This window comes from Streptomyces sp. NBC_00076 (assembly GCF_045041235.1).
Lineage (GTDB): Bacteria > Actinomycetota > Actinomycetes > Streptomycetales > Streptomycetaceae > Streptomyces.
Window position 1 is genome coordinate 4,570,308 of sequence record NZ_CP108242.1, and the last position, 16,968, is coordinate 4,587,275.

13 protein-coding genes and 1 pseudogene are annotated in these 16,968 nt (G+C 69.9%); 9 read left to right on the forward strand and 5 right to left on the reverse strand.

What is annotated here, in order from left to right; genetic code table 11:
- The first annotated feature begins 365 nt into the window (after window positions 1-365).
- Both OHA64_RS20625 and OHA64_RS20630 read left to right on the forward strand, forming a co-directional pair.
- Complete coding sequence (locus OHA64_RS20625; RefSeq protein ID WP_405615108.1) at window positions 366-1,940, forward strand: AbgT family transporter; 1,575 nt, start codon at window positions 366-368, stop codon at window positions 1,938-1,940.
- Window positions 1,941-1,962: 22 nt separating this feature from the next.
- Window positions 1,963-3,099 carry a DUF5937 family protein gene (locus tag OHA64_RS20630; RefSeq protein ID WP_405615110.1) on the forward strand — a complete coding sequence of 379 codons (1,137 nt, stop codon included), beginning with the start codon at window positions 1,963-1,965 and terminating at the stop codon, window positions 3,097-3,099.
- 812 nt (window positions 3,100-3,911) lie between these two features.
- On the opposite strand, the gene OHA64_RS20635 is transcribed toward OHA64_RS20630, so the two are convergent.
- Window positions 3,912-4,640: an SDR family oxidoreductase gene (locus tag OHA64_RS20635; protein WP_405615112.1), complete on the reverse strand. Its 729-nt coding sequence runs from the start codon at window positions 4,638-4,640 to the stop codon at window positions 3,912-3,914.
- A gap of 76 nt (window positions 4,641-4,716) precedes the next feature.
- On the opposite strand from OHA64_RS20635, the gene OHA64_RS20640 reads away from it, so the two are divergent.
- Entirely contained in the window at window positions 4,717-5,094 is a 378-nt protein-coding gene (locus OHA64_RS20640; protein WP_405615114.1) for a MerR family DNA-binding transcriptional regulator, read from the forward strand.
- A 24-nt stretch (window positions 5,095-5,118) separates the two neighbouring features.
- On the opposite strand, the pseudogene OHA64_RS20645 reads toward OHA64_RS20640, so the two are convergent.
- Window positions 5,119-6,781 (reverse strand): annotated as a pseudogene (locus OHA64_RS20645) (IS200/IS605 family accessory protein TnpB-related protein).
- Window positions 6,782-7,666: 885 nt separating this feature from the next.
- On the opposite strand from OHA64_RS20645, the gene OHA64_RS20650 reads away from it, so the two are divergent.
- Window positions 7,667-8,620: a hypothetical protein gene (locus OHA64_RS20650; RefSeq protein WP_405615116.1), complete on the forward strand. Its 954-nt coding sequence runs from the start codon at window positions 7,667-7,669 to the stop codon at window positions 8,618-8,620.
- Between the two features lie 366 nt (window positions 8,621-8,986).
- Here the strand turns inward: OHA64_RS20650 and OHA64_RS20655 are convergent, their stop codons facing one another.
- Window positions 8,987-9,952, reverse strand: coding sequence for a LysR family transcriptional regulator (locus OHA64_RS20655; protein ID WP_405615118.1), 966 nt, complete (start codon window positions 9,950-9,952; stop codon window positions 8,987-8,989).
- An 89-nt stretch (window positions 9,953-10,041) separates the two neighbouring features.
- Between OHA64_RS20655 and OHA64_RS20660 the strand changes: the two genes are divergently transcribed.
- From OHA64_RS20660 to OHA64_RS20675, 4 genes are all read left to right on the forward strand, one after another.
- On the forward strand, window positions 10,042-10,965 hold the full coding sequence (locus tag OHA64_RS20660; protein ID WP_405615120.1) for a zinc-binding dehydrogenase: 924 nt from the start codon (window positions 10,042-10,044) through the stop codon (window positions 10,963-10,965).
- Window positions 10,966-11,147: 182 nt separating this feature from the next.
- A complete protein-coding gene (locus OHA64_RS20665) occupies window positions 11,148-12,098 on the forward strand; it encodes an alpha/beta hydrolase family protein (RefSeq protein ID WP_405624037.1) in 951 nt (316 codons plus the stop codon).
- Between the two features lie 631 nt (window positions 12,099-12,729).
- Window positions 12,730-13,149, forward strand: coding sequence for an SHOCT domain-containing protein (locus OHA64_RS20670; protein WP_405615122.1), 420 nt, complete (start codon window positions 12,730-12,732; stop codon window positions 13,147-13,149).
- A 163-nt stretch (window positions 13,150-13,312) separates the two neighbouring features.
- Window positions 13,313-13,597 carry a hypothetical protein gene (locus OHA64_RS20675; protein ID WP_405615124.1) on the forward strand — a complete coding sequence of 95 codons (285 nt, stop codon included), beginning with the start codon at window positions 13,313-13,315 and terminating at the stop codon, window positions 13,595-13,597.
- Window positions 13,598-14,272: 675 nt separating this feature from the next.
- Here the strand turns inward: OHA64_RS20675 and OHA64_RS20680 are convergent.
- Window positions 14,273-14,557 carry a hypothetical protein gene (locus OHA64_RS20680; protein WP_405615126.1) on the reverse strand — a complete coding sequence of 95 codons (285 nt, stop codon included), beginning with the start codon at window positions 14,555-14,557 and terminating at the stop codon, window positions 14,273-14,275.
- Window positions 14,558-14,838: 281 nt separating this feature from the next.
- On the opposite strand from OHA64_RS20680, the gene OHA64_RS20685 reads away from it, so the two are divergent.
- Window positions 14,839-16,506, forward strand: coding sequence for an IS200/IS605 family accessory protein TnpB-related protein (locus OHA64_RS20685; RefSeq protein ID WP_405615128.1), 1,668 nt, complete (start codon window positions 14,839-14,841; stop codon window positions 16,504-16,506).
- Here OHA64_RS20685 and OHA64_RS20690 read toward each other — a convergent pair.
- Window positions 16,496-16,888 carry an MFS transporter gene (locus OHA64_RS20690; RefSeq protein WP_405615130.1) on the reverse strand — a complete coding sequence of 131 codons (393 nt, stop codon included), beginning with the start codon at window positions 16,886-16,888 and terminating at the stop codon, window positions 16,496-16,498. The genes OHA64_RS20685 and OHA64_RS20690 overlap by 11 nt on opposite strands.
- Window positions 16,889-16,968 lie beyond the last annotated feature (80 nt).

The window sequence follows — 16,968 nt, forward strand, 5'->3', positions numbered from 1 at the left end:
GTTCGAGCCCCTGAAATGGGTCGGGCTCGGGTCCCAGGACGGGTTCGGGCCTGCGGGCGTGGGAGGTGTCGTACGAGGTCACTCCCGTGACGCTAAGCACTGGCCAGGATCATGGCGATCACTTGACGTCATCAGGTCAACTGTTCCGCCGGACGGTGACGGGGCCGGACACGGCACCTACTGTCAGCGAAACCCGAGAGCGCTCCGCGTGCCATCGCTGCGGATGGTGGTCCCGCGCGGCTCCGGGTCCCGTTCCGCACTGCTCGCGGCACAGCCGCACCTTGCCCTCGTTTCCCCCTCCCCCTTCCCCTCCCCGTCTTCACCCCCCTCCCCCCGTTCTCTCCCACTCCTCACAGGAGGCCGCCATGAGCGCATCCGACACCCGCACCGAGGAGGTGCAGTCCACCGAGCCCGACGAGGGGGGCCGTGGCTCCCGGCTCCTCGACCTGGTCGAGCGCGCGGGCAACGCGCTGCCGCATCCGTTCTGGCTGTTCTGGATCCTGTGCGGTGTCGTCGCCCTCGTCAGCTGGGCGCTGAACACCTCCGGCCTGCGCGTCGAGGACCCCTCCTCGGGTGACCTGGTCGGCGTACGCAGCGCCCTGTCGGTGGACGCCGTACGCGACCTGCTCACCGGCGCCGAGGAGTCCTTCGTCACCTTCGGCCCGCTCGGCGTCGTGCTGATGGTGATGCTCGGTGTCGCGGTCGCGGAGCGTTCGGGGCTCTTCGAAGCACTGGCACGCCGCATGCTGTCGGGGCTGTCGCCGCGCACCGTGGTGCTGGGCGTGGCGTTGGGCGGCGTGCTGGGGAAGTTCCTGTCCGACTCCGCGTACGTGGTCCTCATCCCGCTCGGGGCGGTGGCCTTCCGCGCCGTGGGCCGCTCCCCCATGCTCGGCATGATCGTCGCGTTCGTGTCCATCAACGCCGCGGGCGACGCCAATCCGCTGATCGCCCCCGGTGACGCGCTGTTCGCCTCCGTGGCCACCGAGGCCGCGCAGCTCGTCGACAAGGGTGTGGTGGTCCGCGCGACGGACAACATGTACTTCACGACCGTCTCGGCGTTCGTGCTGGCCGGCACCATCGCGCTGGTCGTGGACAAGATCCTCGCCAAGCGTGAGCACCACCTGGTCCCCGACGCGGACCTGGAGGCCGCCGCGGCGGGACAGGGGGCGGCCGCCGGGGTCGACGACGCCACCGAGCTGCGGGCCCTGAGGCTGACCGGGCTGGCCGTGCTCGGCTACGCGACGCTGATCGTGCTCGCGATGCTGCCCGCCTCGTCACCGCTGCGCGGCGAGGGGGGCGCGATCGTGGAGTCGACCTTCATGAACGCCATCGCCGTCTTCCTCACCGTCTTCTTCCTGCTCATCGGCGCCGTGTACGGGCGGCTCACCGGGCGGATCAGGGGGAGCCGCGCGATACCGGAGTTCATGGCGGACGGAGTGCGCTCCATCGCGCCGCTGCTGGTGCTCTTCTTCGCCGTGTCGCAGTTCCTCGCCCTGTTCAAGTGGACCAACATCGCCACGGTCGTCGCGGTCGAGGGCGCGGACTTCCTCAAGCGGATGGGCGCGCCCACGCTGGTGCTGTTCATGCTGTTGATCGTCGCGGTCGCGCTGATGAACCTCGTCATCACCTCCGGTTCCGCCCTGTGGACCCTGGTCGCCCCGGCACTGGTGCCGATGCTGATGCTGCTCGGCACCAACCCGGCCACCACCATGGCGCTCTACCGCATCGCCGACTCCTGCACCAACTCCATCACCCCGATGAGCACCTCGTTCATGCTCTGTGTCGGCTACCTCCAGACCCTCCGCCGCAAGGCCGGCATCGGCACCCTGGTCTCCTTCACCCTCCCCCTCGCCATGGTCATGCTGGCGGTCTGGGTGCTGCTGTTCTTCGCCTGGTACCTGCTGGGCGTCCCCCTCGGCCCGGGCGCGCCCGTGCGGTGAGCCGTGGCCGTACGCTGACGGCGTGAGCATCGTCCTCGACCTCGGAGGGCTTGGCCCCGCGGATCTCGTGGCCGGGCCCTCCGCGCTGTCGGAACTGATGGCGAGCCTGCACGTGCTCGCCGAACCCGAGCACCACCCGGAGTCCACCGGCTGGACGGCCCGCGCCGCCGCGGCGGGACCCGCGCTGCACGACGAGTTGTCCGTGTTCGCTCCTCTGTGGGCCCGCTACCGCTGCCGCCTGTTCTTCCCCCGTACGGTGCCGCTCGCGACGAGCCTGGACGAGGAGTTGGCGGCCATCGCGGCGCTGACGGCCGAGGACTTCCTCGACCTGGTGGCGCCCGGGGTCCTCGGCACCAACACGCAGCTCGTGCCGCCGGCCCGGGAGCTGCGCGCGGGCACCGTCGCCGCGGAGGACTACGCGCGCCGCTGCCTGCGCCGCTCCTACGCCCGCGGTGAGCTGGCGCGACAGCTGGTGGCGGCACCGCTGGAGCTGCGGGACCGGCTGCTGGCGGTGCTGCGGGCCGCCGACACCGCGTTCTTCGCCGAGGACTGGCGCACCCTGCGCACGCCCTTGGAGGACCACGCGCGGGAGGTACGTCGCCGGCTGGCGGCCCTCCCCGTGGGGGTCCCCCCGGCCGGGGAAACCCCCCTCTCGCTTCGCTCGCCCGCGGATGTGCTCGCCGCGCTGCTGCCGACCGCGGCCCGGGTCGGGCCGGGGGAACGGGTCCGGCTGGACAAGCTGCAGATCGACGAGGTGAAGGTGGCACCGCGCCCCCTCGTTCTGGTCCCGTCCGCCCGGGTGTGGCCGCATCTGACGGTCAAGAACGAGTACCCGTCGTGCGTGGTGGTGCAGTACGCGGTGCGCGGCGCCACCCCGGCCGAGCAGCTGACCCTGCGGGATCTGCACCACCGGCTGATGGCGCTGACCTCGCCTGCCCGGATGGAGCTGTGCCGTCATCTGCTGGGCGAGCCCATCACCACCTCGGAGCTCGCCGCCCGACTCGGCTCCAGCGAGCCACAGGTCTCCCGCGCCCTGCGCACCCTGCGCGACGCGGGCCTGGTGCGCTCCACCCGGGACGGCAAACTGGTGCGGCACCGGCTCGCCACGGACGTCATCCAGCGGCTGGGCCGCGATGTCCTCGCCACCGTGGCTCGGTGAACCAGTGAGGAAAGCGTGGGCTGCGGAACGCCCCGGCCCGGCCTGGAGCCCTGCGTCAGCAAGGCCATGGGCCACATCCACGCCTTGAACAGCTGGTTCAGGTAGAGCTGCGCAGTGCTGCGGGCCCGCCGCGCTTCGGGCGTGCGACGAGCGCTCGAACGGGCACGGGAAATCGCGCTCTTGCTGGAAGGGGTTACGCCTGTCCGGACTACGTCGCTGTCGTACGAGTGCGGCTACGTCGGTCCGTCCGACATTCGCCCGAGCTCCCTGGGCCCGCAGTCAGCTCGAGCCGCTCCCGCGTCAGCGGCCCCGGCGGCGTGGCCGCGCAGACGATCGAGGGCCCCGACGCCCTGCTGTGTGGCGCCTTCGTCGCCCCCAAGGTCTGTGCGGTGCTCAGGGCCTCTCCCAAAGCGGGTGCCGCAGGTTCGAATCCTGCCGGGGACACAGAAAGAGGGCCAGCTCAGGAGGGTTTCCTCCCAGGCCGGCCCTTCGTCGTGTTCGGGGCCGGGCCACACTCGTGCCACTCATGCCACTCGGATGACACATCACTCCTTGCTGATGGCCTCTCCCCACGACGGCGAGCCCACGCTTGTCAACTACGCAGACGTTGAGGAGCTTTCCGGGGAACAGCGGGAGCTTCCCCCGGTGGCGACCAGGACTCCAACAGCGCTCCGCCGCAGGTCACAGCTCCAGCCGCAGCCAAGGGACCCAAGCTTCCCAAGCTGATGACTCGACAGCCGGTGCGTAAGGATCAGGCATCACCGAGGCAGCAGCCTCAATGCCGATGTGATGCTCTCGGCCCGAGGGGCCCCTCAGGTCGCCATCAGCGCCGCCAGGGCGCGGTCCATTGCGGCGTTGAACTCTTCCGGAGCCAGCGGCAGACGGGACTTGACGTCCCGACTCCACTGGTCGGCGAGGACCTCGGCGGAGCCCGCCTCGACACCGTCGAGCGCCGCGTCGGCCAGGTCCGACGGAGCGATCTTGTCCACGGGCCAGCCCGCCGCCATGTCGGTGTCGGCCAGGCCGAGGTGTACCGCTGTGACGAGCGTGCCCTGCTCGGCGAGCTCCAGGCGGACGCCGTTGGTCATGGCCCAGGCGGCGGCCTTGGTCAGGTGGTAGGCATTGGCGCCCTTGCCCCCGAACCACGACATGGCGGAGAGGACGTCGACGATCGCGCCCCCGCCGTTCCTGGCGAGCGCCGGCGCGAACTCCCGGATCATTCCCAGGTGGCCGAACATGTTGGTCTCCAGCTCGTGCCGCACCACGTCCAGCGAACCGGTCACCAGGTCGGTCCCCGTACTGATTCCCGCGTTGTTGATGAGTAGCGAGACGTCCGGGGCGGCCTCGGCGGCGGCCCTCACGGATGCGGGATCGGTGATGTCGAGGGGCAGCACCTCGACCCCGGGCAGGTCCACGGTCTCCGGTCGGCGGGCCGTAGCGTAGACCGTGCGGGCGCCCCGTTCGAGCAGGCGCTGGGCGAAGGCGCGGCCCAGGCCGCGGTTGGCTCCGGTGACAAGGGCGACGGAGTTGTTGATATCCATGTCCGTGACGCTAGAACCTGACGTTAGCGTCAGAGGCAAGTGCTGGTCGTCAGGGCCAGGGGTGAGGGGAATCACCATGACTGTCACAGTGGCCGCGACCGAGCGGTTGATCCGCATCGGCGAGGTGGCACGAGGTGCCGGCGTCTCGGTGCGCGCCGTGCGCTACTACGAGCAGCAAGGGCTGCTCATCGCGGAGCGCAGCCCGTCCGGCCAGCGCCTGTATCGGCAGGACGCCATCCCCCTGGTCCGCTTCTTCCAGGAGATGTTCGCCGCCGGCCTCACCAGCCGAAGGATCTCCGAACTCCTTCCGTGCTGGGACGCCGGGCACACCGACGCCGAGCAACGAGCCATGCTGCGAGCCGAGCGCGAGCGCATCCAGGCCAAGATCGACGACCTGCAGGCCACCTTGGACCACCTCGACGAGGTCATCGCCATCACGGACACGCACCCGTAGCAGCATGCGAACGTTGCACCGTTCCTAATCAGTGAGCAGGAGTGAGTCTTGGACCCATACCTGGTCGCTGCGGACATCCCGACCGGTGTTGGATGTCCTGGTCGCCCGCTTTCGCTCCGTGTCCGGTGACACGGATCGCGTCCGTGGTCCGGGGCTACGGGGGCGGGGTCCCTCACGCCTGCGGGTGTCCGGTCGGGCCTGGACGGTCCGATGCCCACGACGATCACTCTGGTCGTCGTGGGGCGGTGCCGTCCTCCCCCAGTGCCTTAAGGGCCTGGGAGGTGCCCCCAGCCGGATCGGATGCCCGAGGGCGCGTCGCCCGACCGCGATGCTCGCCGCATCGTGCCGGGACATTGTGCGAGTCGGTGTGGTCAGTGGTTTCTGCCAGTGCTGGGCACCCCACCGGCTCGTGTAGGCGGGGTCGACCGCAACGATCGCGATGTTCTGTTCGGCGGCCATCGACACCAGCCGGGCGCGGAGTTTCGCGGTGGGGAAGCGGGAGAGCAGGCGGCGGAAGCGTTTGTTGCGGCCGTGCTTCTCCCGGCTTGTGCCCTCGCGGAAGTCGAGGTCCTCGATGGCGATCGCGCTCGCCCCGCAACGCCGGGCATGGTGCAGCAGCCGGGTCAGGGCGTGCCGGATCTGCGCGTCCCGGTGCTGGGCGGTGCCGTTGAGGTCGTAGGAGAAGCGTGGGTTCGCCGACCGGGTTGCCGTGCACATCCAGACGCCAGCAGGCGAGGTGGTCGTCGTTCATGTCCACCGCCACCACACCCCGGGCCAGCGCCGCCTCCCATGGCAAGACGGGGGTGGCGGCGCGCTGCCAGGACGCGGTGACATACCAGCGTCCGCGTACCGGGTCGTGGTGGATGCGGTAGGCCACCGCCCGGTTCGCGGCGATCCGGTCCAGCCACTCCTGCCCTCGATGCTGGAACCGTACGGTCGCGTCCAGCAGATACCGGCCGTGGGGTGCGTTGGCCAGGTGGGCCAGCGGGGCCGGGAGCTTGAGGGAGACCTGCCCGGTGTCGGTGACACGGATCGTTTCGTTGCCGGAGCGTTTGCCGGACTCTCCGTCGGCGGCCAGGAACATCCGCTCCGCCCGCCAGCGCTCCCTCCATTCCTGCTCGGCCAGCCCGGCCGCCTCCAAGTGGTGACGGGTGTTCGCGAGGCGTTTGCCGCCGCGCACCACATGCACCCGGCCCGCCGCCCAGTCCGCCTCCACCACCGCGAGCCGGCCCTTCAACGTCTGCAGGCGGCGGGACTTGGCATGCCACTCACCACGCGAACCGTAACCGCGTACCAGGCCGTCCCTCTTGTCGGCCTTGGCACCGAGCGGCCGGGACAGCCGCGCCTCGACCGAGTCGATCTGCCTCCGCAGCCAGGCCATGTGGGCGGCCTGTCCACGCCGCGCCAGCGCCCACTGATCATGCGTGGCCTTGGTGATACTGCCCGCCCAGCGTGCCGAGGACTTCCCTGTCAGCTCGCGCTTGCGCACCGCCCAGGAGGCCGCATCATGCGCCGGCCCCTGCCGGGACCGTATAGCGAGACCCCCGGCCGCCAGCGAACCCAGGAACATCCCCACCCCGGCAAGTACAGCCGCGTCCGACTCACTCACCCGCAGCCGGTCCCGCACCGCCACACCGGCCGGACCGGGCACCACGAACGCCGCCACCAACTCCCTCAGCCCGCCCACCCGTCCACCCCCGCCCGCGGCTCGAAGGCCCCCTGTCACCGCAGTCAACGAGCACCGCCCGCAAAGGTCACCCATTCGATGAGGGAACTTCTGTTCCCTACGCCCCACCACACCCCAGACCCTCACTCATGCATGCCAGAACACACTCGTGCGCTGTTCCGCGGCAGCAGTTCACAACCCCTCGACCCATGTTCCGCTCACCCCGCACCACAAGCGCACCAGGTCGAGCGGGGAGCAGTGGTGAAGAGTGCCGAGCCCAGTGAGGCCACGCTACGGTCGTTTGCCCAGTTCAACACCGAGACCGCCCTCAAACGCCCGCAGCTTCCCAAGCTGAGGGCTCAGAGCTGGCGCTCCGCTCATTCCGTCGCTCCTTCTCCTGATCTGGCATGCCCCCAGCAGGAGGTGCTCCCACCAGGGTTGACGGCGGTGATGGAGCCCTGCCGGGTCAGCGGCTCAACCTCGCCCACCGGTCGCTGCTGCTTCCACGCGTCGCAGTCCGGGCACTGGACCAGCGGCTTCCCCAGGAGGACGTGAAGGCGAAACCGGTCTCGCGCCACTCCTGCGCGGCGAGCAGACGCTCCCGGTCCTGCTCCTCGCGGTGCAGCTCGCTCCAGCAGCCGGACCAATGCACCGGGCACGCCGATCACCCGGCGGGCGGCCCGCGATGTGATGTGTCCGGCTCCTCGGTGGAGCCCGAATGGTCCGTGTAGGCCGAATAGGTAGGTTCATCGGACTGTTCGAGGGGCGGGCCGATCACCCCTGATGCTGCGCCGCCCGGCCGGGGCACCACATGGGGGATCACTGGGTGCTCACTCCGTGCCGAGAGAACGACGTGAGGGCGTACCCCTTTCCAAACATGTGTGCCGAAAGGCCAGGAGGAGCCAGATGCTCATCGAAGTAGGCAGGAGCCTGCCGCGCCGCTGGGTTGCGTCGGCGACGGTAGCGGGAGCTGTAGCGGCAGTCGGCCTGACCGGAGTGGTCCCGGCCGCGGCTGCCCAGGTGACCACCGCGGTGAGCTGCAGCGCCAACCCCGGCGCCCTGCAGCCCGCCATCACCGCCGCCTCGCCGGGAGACACCCTGCTGGTGAGCGGGACCTGCACCGGCCCCTTCACCATCAACAAGAACCTGACCCTGAGGGGCGTCAGTAGGGCGGTGCTCGACGGCAACCAGGCAGGCTCCACCGTCACGGTCGGCAGCGGAGCCCAGGTTCTCCTGGACCGCCTGGTCCTCACCCATGGCAGCGCTGCGTCCGCCGGCGGCGGCATCCGCAACGAGGGCACGCTGACGGTCACCAACTCCGCGGTGAGAGACAACACGGCGCCATCAGGCGCGGGCGGCGGCATCCACAACCTGGGCACGCTGACGGTCGTCAGCTCCACGGTGAGCGCCAACTACTCCCTCGGTGCCGGCGGCGGCATCAACAACAACGGATACCTCACGGTGCGTAGCTCCAGTGTGTTCGGCAATTCCGGAGACAACGGCGGAGGCATCTTCAACTATCTCGCCGGCCAAACGGTCGCGCTGATCCAGTCGTCGGTGCACCACAACACCGCGAGGGTGAGTGACGGCGGCGGCCTCCTCAACTACCAGGGCGAGATGACGGTCTCCGGCTCCACGGTGTACAGCAACACGGCCACCTTCGGAGGCGGCATCTGGAACGGAGGCACGCTGACGGCGACCCGTTCCACCGTGCTGCTCAACACCGCGACGGGCGGCCCCGGCAGTGGCGGCGGCATCTACAAAGCCGGCGGCACCGTGGCCCTGGACCGCTCCGTGGTGCGTAGCAACACCCCGGACAACTGCGCTCCGCCCGGAAGTGTCCTGGGCTGCACGGGCTGAGCACCGCCCTACACCCCCAAAGACACCGTCGCCCACCCGCTTCGCAGGCCTTCGGCCGCTGCCACCGTGGGCTCAGACCCACTCCACCCGAACGTCACCCCGACATCGACACCCACGTACACCAGCACAGAGCAGGGCCAGCTCAGGAGAGGTTTCGTCTCGGGCTGGCCCTTTGTCGTATCCGGGGTCGTCCCACATTCATTCCACTACTGCCGCGTGGAGGCCGGATCCCCTGGCCGAAGGTGTGCCGTGAACCGCGACGAGTGCGTCATCCCGGTGCACCGACTTGGCACCCGCGCAAGAAGCCCCGGCGTGTGCCGAGGCTGAAGTTCACAGGGAGCCTGGCGGGAACTGGCGAAGTGCCCTTCAACCTCTTCGCGGGTGAGGACCCTGCCGGTCTTCCGTGGTGGCGTGGGTTTCGGGCAACCAATCATGGGCCGGGTCGTACTCCAGCCAGCGGTTGCGCCCGGCCTCTGTCGTGAAAGCGCTCAGCAGTTCACCCAGCAGCGGGTGCCCGCCCTTGTCGCGCCACAGCAGTGCCCAGGCGTACAGCGGTGTGGGATCCACCAGCGGAACGGAACGGACCCCGAGGGCCTGGGGAAGCGGCACGTCGGCCGGGATCAACGAGAAGCGCCGCGACTCCGCGACCATGCCGGCGAGGAAGTGGTCAAGGCCCAGGTTGGGGCCCTCGGCGTGGTCACGGATGCCGAACTGCTCGGCGAAGCGGTGCAGGAAGTCGAGCCGATCCAGCGCCCCTGGAGTCCACAGCACACTGTCCTGAAGCTGTTCGGGCCGCAGCACGGGCTCGGCCGCAAGCGGATGGTCCTCGCCGAGGATCACGTCCACCGGCTCAAGGCGCACCAGACGATGCGCCAGTCCGGCAGGCAATGGCGGATGGACCCGCCCGAAGCCCGCGTCGATGTCACCGTGCAGCAGGGCGGCCGCCACCGAGGGCAGATCGCGGCCGTGGCCAAGTTCCAGAGCCAGTTCGCCGGTCCGCTTCGCCACCTGGGCAAGTGCCCGCATCGGCGCGTACAGGTGGCCCCACACGTCAACCCGTAGCGGACGGCGTTCGTCCCGCACTGCGGCCAGGGCCTGGTCCGCGGCGGCCAGCGTCTGCCGGGCCGGTCCCAGGAAGCGACGGCCGACCTCGGTGAGCTGCACCCCTTGGCCACTGCGCCGGAACAGCTCGGTGGCGAGCTGGGACTCCAGCCGCGCGATCCGTTTGGACAGCCCCTGCTGTGAGATCGACAGTGCCTCAGCTGCCCGTCCGAAGTGCAGCTCCTGCGCAGCGATCACAAAGGAGCGGACGTGCGCCAGGTCGAGATCCACGCCTCTCACCATAGGTGACAACCAACGGTTGTGAGCGTTTCCGTTCCCTTGTTGGATTGCTCGGCATCGCCGCCCGTTTCATGAATCGCATGCAGAGACTGATCCCCACGGGGAATCCGGCGCGTCCGGTCGCGTTCGCGGAGGACGCCCAGCCCGTCCCGCAGCCGGACGAGGCACTGATCAGGGTCGAGGCGTTCGCGCCGAACCGGGGCGAGACGTTCCTCCTGGAAAAGCCAAGGCCAGGGCTGCTTCCCGGCAAGGATGTCGCCGGCCTGGTGGTGCAGGCTGCGGCCGACGGCTCCGGCCCGCAGATCGGCGCCCGAGTGGTGGGGCACCCGCCGCAGGGCGGCTGGGCCGAGTACGCGGCGGTGCCCACCCACTCGCTCGCGGTGCTGCCCGATGGCCTCGGCGCCGTTCAGGCCGCAGCTCTGCCGCTGGCCGGGATCACCGCACTTCGGCTGCTTCGTACGGCCGGCAGCGTGTCGGGGCGGCGGATCCTGCTGACCGGTGCGTCGGGCGGTGTCGGCCACTACGTCACCGAACTGGCGGCAGCCGCAGGAGCGGAGATCACCGTGGTGACCGCCACGCCGTCACGCGGCGAGCGGCTGCGCGAGCTGGGGGCGGCAGCGGTCGTGCACAAGGTGACCGAAGCACAGGGTCCGTTCGACGTGGTGCTGGAATCCACCGGCGGCGCCCATCTGCCGGTCGCGCTGTCGAAGCTGGCACCAGGCGGCACGCTGATCTGGTTCGGCCAGGCCAGCCTCACTCCGGTGACTCTCGACTTCTTCGACCTCCTCGCCGGTCCCGAAGGGGCCACGATCCGCCACTTCCACTACGCCGGTGCGCCCTACAGCCCCGACCTGACCACTCTGGTGCGCCTGGTGAACGGCGGGCGGTTGCATCCGGAGATCGGCCACGTCGCCGACTGGGAACAGACCGCACAGACGCTGGTCGATCTGCGGGAACGACGCATTCGAGGCAAGGCCGTCCTCACCACGGGAACAGTGCGATGAGCGCCGCCGAATCCACCACGGAATCCGCTGCCGAATTCGCCGCTGAATCCACCACGGAATCCGCTGCCGAATTCGCCGCTGAATCCACCACGGAATCCGCTGCCGAATTCGCCGCTGAATCCACCACGGAATCCGCTGCCGAATTCGCCGCTGAATTCGCCGCTGAATTCGCCGCCGCCCAGATGACGCGCGCCACGGGAGCCGGGCTCGACCCGCACGAGTACCTGCACGTCACCGGCGGACTGGCATCCGTCGACGGGTGGGGTCAGGCATTCATCCGCACCGCACAGCAACACGCCGCCCGCGCGAAGCAGGCTGCCTCACCCACATCGGCAGGCGAGCACTATCAGGTGGCAGCACGCTGGTTCCACATCGCTACGCTCGCTCCGCACGGGGACCAGGACCTGGCCGCGGCAGAGGCGGACCGTGCCATGGGCCGCGCTCTGGCCCTCCTGGAGCCCGGTGCCCGCCGGATCGAAGGGCCGGCCTTCACCGGCTGGCTGCGCGGCCCCGCCGACGCGCCGGCCACCGTGGTCGTCGTCCCCGGCCTGGACTCCAGTAAAGAGGAGTTCCACACCGTCACCTCAGCCCTGCTGCGCAGAGGGGCGGCAGTATTCACGATGGACGGGCCCGGCCAAGGCGTACTCGCAGCCACCACCACCGTGCGGCCGGACTACCACCAGGTGATCGGCCAGGTCATCGACGCGCTCGGTGTCGACCGGATCGGACTCATCGGGCTGAGCCTGGGTGGCTACTACGTTGCGGAGAGCGCCGCCCACGAACCTCGCGTGGCCGCTGCCGCCACCGTGAGCGGCCCCTTCCGCCTCGACTGGGACACCGCCCCGCCCTTCGTTCAGGACATCCTCGCCCGGCGGGCCGGCGGACCCGAGGCAGCCCGCGACATCGTCCGCCACATCGACCTGTCCGCGCAGGCAGCGCGTATCACCTGCCCGCTCCTGGTGGTGGACGGCGGCCGCGACGTCATCCCCGGCGTGACCAACGGAGAGCCGCTGGCCCGCCTGGCGCCGCACGGCGAGTACCTGCTCGTCCCGCACGGCGATCACCTCCTCGGCAATGCCCGGCCCGACTGGCTGCCCACCACCGCCGACTGGATTTCCGGAGCACTCACATGAACCGCTTCACCGTTGTGCCGTACAAGCATTCCTCGCCGCGGTGTCACCGCCTTCGGGGAGCCACAACCGGTGACGACCTGCCCGGCCTGTTTGGCCGCGGACATCCCCCAGGCGGCGAGCAAGTGCCGGTACTGCGCCAGCCACCAGCCGTCTGCGGGTGCGCCTGCCCGACAGGCCCTCGTTCCATCGAAGCCCCAGATCAGACCGTCGAAGGGGCCCTCCCGCCCGGCGGACGGGAGGGCCCCTTGCGGTTGCGGCATGCATACGGCGCACATGCTCGTGAGCGCGGTGGTGGGAGCCGTGCCAGACGACCGCGACTTGGTAATGCGCCCTTCTCACACCCTGGTTATGGTTGACACGAAGTGAATGCGCAGAACGCATCTCTGACGGGCCCGTAGATCGGTCATCGCCCTTCGTCGTGTGCTCTGTCTCCGAGTGCCACCCGGCCACCGACCGGCCGCGAACATGCCGCGGCCTCGCCGTGATGCGCCACGTCCACCTGGACTCCGCCCCCCACGCCCCGTCCCTGCCGCAGGCCGGGGCGGCGAGTTCTGGCCGGGTCGGCAAGAGGCCCGCGGCCCTTCCTCTCGCGCGCTGCGGGCTGACGGGAGGACACCACAGAGGAGAAGCGATGGGCAGCACTGTGAACCTGGCCTACGACTACCCGGTCCTCGGAGCCTTCTGGACGGTCATGTGGATCTTCCTGTGGATCCTGTGGATCTTCCTGCTCTTCCGCGTGGTCGTCGACATCTTCCGCGACGACTCCCTGAGCGGCTGGGCCAAGACGGGATGGCTGGTCTTCACGATCGTCCTCCCCTTCCTGGGCGTCTTCGTCTACGTCATCGCCCGGGGCAAGGACATGGGCAGGCGTGAACAGGAACACACCAGGGCCAAGTTGGAAGAGACGGACCGCTACGTCCGCGAGACCGTCGGCGCCACCGGCCCCGCCAGCGAGGCGGACCAACTCGCCAAGCTCTCGGAGATCCGGGCCCGCGGCGACATCTCCGACGAGGAGTTCCGCCGGGCAAAGGAGAAGGTCCTCCATTCGTAACCGCACGCAAGGCAAGACACGTCAGGAGGGGAGAGCCCGGAGTTGAGCAGGCCCTGCTGGAGATCGGTCTTCGGTCACCCTGGCGACGCACACCCGAACCCGTACGGCGTCCTGAGCCGTCGGTCGGGATGCGATGTGGTTCGACCCGTTGGATGGTGGAGTCATGAACCAGCAGCACCCCCAGTTCCGTCGGACGATCGACCTCGACACCCGGCTCGTCAGGGCCGGAGCCGTGCTCACCGCGGCCGGTGCCGTGGTGGCGGGCGTCGGCATGGCCATAGGGGCCTTCGCCGTGTTCACCGCAGGTCGGCGCATGATCCGCGACATGGACGTGCCCCCGTCCCAGCAGGCGGCCGTGAAGTGGCAGCAGGCCAAGGAGGCGTCCCGAGCGGGTATGCGGGCATGGCAGTCCGCGGCCGAAGCCCAGAACGGGTCGCTCGCCCGCTAGTCCGGCGAAGCCGCTCCGTCCACCGGGTCTGCGGATCGGGCCGGGCCCGGTGTCGGTGGAGTGATGCCTCCTGCCGGGACTACCTCCTGCGTGGGATCACGCGGGTTCTCCGGGCCGGATCCGGGTGGAGCATGCCCAGTGCGGCCGGTCGGCCGTTCCTCGCCGCGAAAACATAGCCGGTCTCGTGACCTAGACGGTCTCAGACCGCTCGATGCCCCGATTCCTGAGGGCAGGAGGGTGTCTGCTCCGGCGTAAATGCGGAACCGTCTGCTCCCCCGGAGTCGGGGCACGCGATGTTCATGACACTCGCGCGCTCATTTCCCGATGATCCCACCGGGTGGTGGATCCTTATGGGCACTCTCGTTCTCTACGTCGGAGCCCGCTGGTTCTTCGCCTGGCAGCGGGCCCGGCGCGAAGGCGACGGCCACCCCTTGCGGGCCGCGTTCGCCGAGGAGGACGATCCGGGCACGGCAGTGGGGGGTGGGTTCCGTTCCTACCGCCAGTTCTTCGGCTGCGTCGGGAGCACCGTCGCAGTGTTGCTGGTCGCCGCGCTGACAACGGGCCGGCTCCGTTTCGCGCTGCTGTGGATCATTGTCCCGCTGCTGGTCACAGCGCTGGCGTACCTCGACTTCCGTCAGGCCCGGAAAGCGCGTGACAGCTCCTCGATCCGTGGCACTACGCGTCCTGAGCGGTGGAGGACTGGTCCAGGTCGCGGTCGCGGACCATGGTGAAGATGGCGAGGGCCACGCAGGCCAGCACCACGTAGACGACGCTCCAACCGTGCTGGAGACCCTGTACCGCCCGGTCCACCAGGTCCTCTCCGCCGCTTGCGCGTACGGAACCCAGACGGCCCTGGACCACGTCGTCGGCCATCGCGCCACTGGCCGTACCTCCGCCGCCCGTGTCGCCGCCGTGCGCGGACAACTGCTGGCGGGTCGAGGTGAGCAGCAGCCCGCCCACGCACGCGACACCGATCGTCTCGCCCGCGACCCGGAGGGTTCGGAGCTGCTGGCGGAGTAGTAAGCAGGAGTGAGTTGGGGTGAGTGTGAGTGAGTGCCGAGGCTGGTTGTGTGGGTCCGGTAGTCCGCGGTGCGCTGGGGGTGTTCTCTGCTGCCAAGGGGTGTTCTGAGCTTCGCCCGCCTGTGGGGAACGGGAGTTCTTGGGTCGAATGGGTGACCTTTGCGGGTGGTGGTCGTTGACTGCGGTGACGGGGTCTTCGCATCGCGGTCGGGGGTGAACGGGTGGGTGGGCTGCGGGAGTTGACGGCGCCGTTCGTTGTGCCCGGCCCGGCCGGGGTGGCGATCAGGGACCGGCTGCGGGTGAGCGAGTCGGACGCGGCGGTCCTCGCAGAGGTGGGGATGTTCCTGGGTTCGCTGGCGGCCGGGGATCTCGCCGTACGGTCCCGGCAGGGGCTGGCGCATGATGCGGCCGGGTGGGCGGTGCGCAAGCGGGAGCTGACGGGAAGGTCGTCGGCACGCTGGGCGGGCAGTATCACCAAGGCCAGCCACGATCAGTGGGCGCTGGCCCGGCGAGGGCAGGTCGCCCACATGACGTGGCTACGGGGACAGATCGCGTCGGTCGAGGTGCGGCTGGCCCGGCCGCTGGGCGCCAAAGCCGACAAGAGGGACGGCCTGGTACGCGGTTACGGTTCGCGTGGTGAGTGGCATGCCAAGTCCCGCCGCCTGCAGACCCTGAAGGACCGACTCTGGGTGGTGGAGGCGGACTGGGTGGCGGGTCGGGTGCGGGTGGTGCGCGGCGGCAAGCGCCTCGCCCACGCCCGCCACCACCTGGAGGCCGCCGGGCTGGACGAAGCAGCGTGGCGACAGCGGTGGCAGGCGGAGCGGATGTTTTTGGCCGCCGACGGAGAGTCCGGCAAACGCTTCGGCAACGAGACCATCCGCATCACCGACACCGGCCGGCTCTCGGTCAGGCTCCCGGCACCACTAGCCCACCTGGCCAACGCCCCGCACGGCCGGTATCTGCTGGACGCGACCGTGGCGTTCAAGCACCGGGGTGAGGAGTGGCGGGACCGGATCACCGCGAACCGGGCGGTGGCCTACCGCATCCACCACGATGTGGCACGCGGCCGCTGGTATGTCACCGCCTCGTGGCAGCGTGCCGCCGCACCGGTGCTGCCGCTGGAGGCGGGGCTGGCGCGGGGTGTGGTGGGGGTGGACATGAACGACGACCACCTCGCCTGCTGGCGTCTGGATGTGCACGGCAACCCGGTCGGCGAACCACGCCGCTACTTCTACGACCTGACCGGCACCGCCGCGCACCGGGACGCGCAGATCCGGCACGCCCTGACCCGCCTGCTGCACCACGCGCGCCGTTGCGGAGCGTCCGCGATCGCCATCGAGGACCTCGACTTCCGCGAGGGCACAAGCCGCGAGAAGTACGGCCGCAACAAGCGTTTCCGCCGCCTGCTCTCCCGCTTCCCCACCGCGAAACTGAAAGCCCGGCTGGTGTCGATGGCCGCCGAACAGGACGTCGCCGTCGTAGCGGTCGACCCCGCCTACACGAGCCGGTGGGGTGCCCAGCACTGGCAGCAGCCACTGACGACCCCGCGACGCACAATGTCCCGTCACGATGCGGCGAGCATCGCGGTCGGGCGACGCGCCCTCGGGCACCCGATCAGGCTGGGGGCACCTCCCAGGCCCTTAAGGCACTGGGGGAGGATGGCACCGCCCCCGCAGCACCAGAGTGATGGTGCGGGGCATCGGACCGTCCAGGCCCGACCGGAGGCCCGGCGGCGTGAGGAAACCCGCCCCCACATTCCCGGACCGCGCACCGGATGCGCGCCGCCGGGCCGTGGAGCGAAAGCGGGCGACCAGGGTGCCCAACACCGTTCGGGACACCCGGCTGAGCACGAGTCCTGGCAACAGAACCCACTCCCGCTCAGTCTTTAGGAACGGTGTTGAAGATGCCCGACGCCATACCGCTGCGTTCGGCCGGCACCACGCTGACCGCCGCGTTGTCCATGACCCCGAAGGCGAGACCGATGCCGACACCGGCCAGCAGCAGCGCCGCGTACAGCCCCGTACGGGACGACAGCGGGTCGGTGAACGTCATCAGCAGCAGCGCGACGGCCAGCACCGCGGGTCCGACGGCGAGCAGCGTCCGTACGGACAGCAACCGCACCAGCGTGGGGGTGAACAGCGGCAGGATGAAGACCGGCAGCGTCAGCGGCAGCAGCATCGCACCGGACATCGTCGCCCCGGCGCCGCCCGCGCCCTGGAAGTAGGGCGGCAGGTAGACGAGCAGGGCCGCGAACGCGAAGACGATGCTCACCGGCTGCCAGATGTCGAGACCGTTGACGCGCTCAACTTCATGCTGGCGGTCGTGGTGTTGGTCTTCGTCCTCTGGACGGT

What these genes read in the sequence shown, in the direction of transcription:
- OHA64_RS20635 (WP_405615112.1), bottom strand. Translation starts at nt 4,640, where the DNA reads ATGGATATCAACAACTCCGTCGCCCTTGTCACCGGAGCCAACCGCGGC.
- OHA64_RS20670 (WP_405615122.1), top strand. Translation starts at nt 12,730, where the DNA reads ATGGGCAGCACTGTGAACCTGGCCTACGACTACCCGGTCCTCGGAGCC.
- OHA64_RS20660 (WP_405615120.1), top strand. Translation starts at nt 10,042, where the DNA reads ATGCAGAGACTGATCCCCACGGGGAATCCGGCGCGTCCGGTCGCGTTC.
- OHA64_RS20665 (WP_405624037.1), top strand. Translation starts at nt 11,148, where the DNA reads ATGACGCGCGCCACGGGAGCCGGGCTCGACCCGCACGAGTACCTGCAC.
- OHA64_RS20650 (WP_405615116.1), top strand. Translation starts at nt 7,667, where the DNA reads ATGCTCATCGAAGTAGGCAGGAGCCTGCCGCGCCGCTGGGTTGCGTCG.
- OHA64_RS20640 (WP_405615114.1), top strand. Translation starts at nt 4,717, where the DNA reads ATGACTGTCACAGTGGCCGCGACCGAGCGGTTGATCCGCATCGGCGAG.
- OHA64_RS20625 (WP_405615108.1), top strand. Translation starts at nt 366, where the DNA reads ATGAGCGCATCCGACACCCGCACCGAGGAGGTGCAGTCCACCGAGCCC.
- OHA64_RS20675 (WP_405615124.1), top strand. Translation starts at nt 13,313, where the DNA reads ATGAACCAGCAGCACCCCCAGTTCCGTCGGACGATCGACCTCGACACC.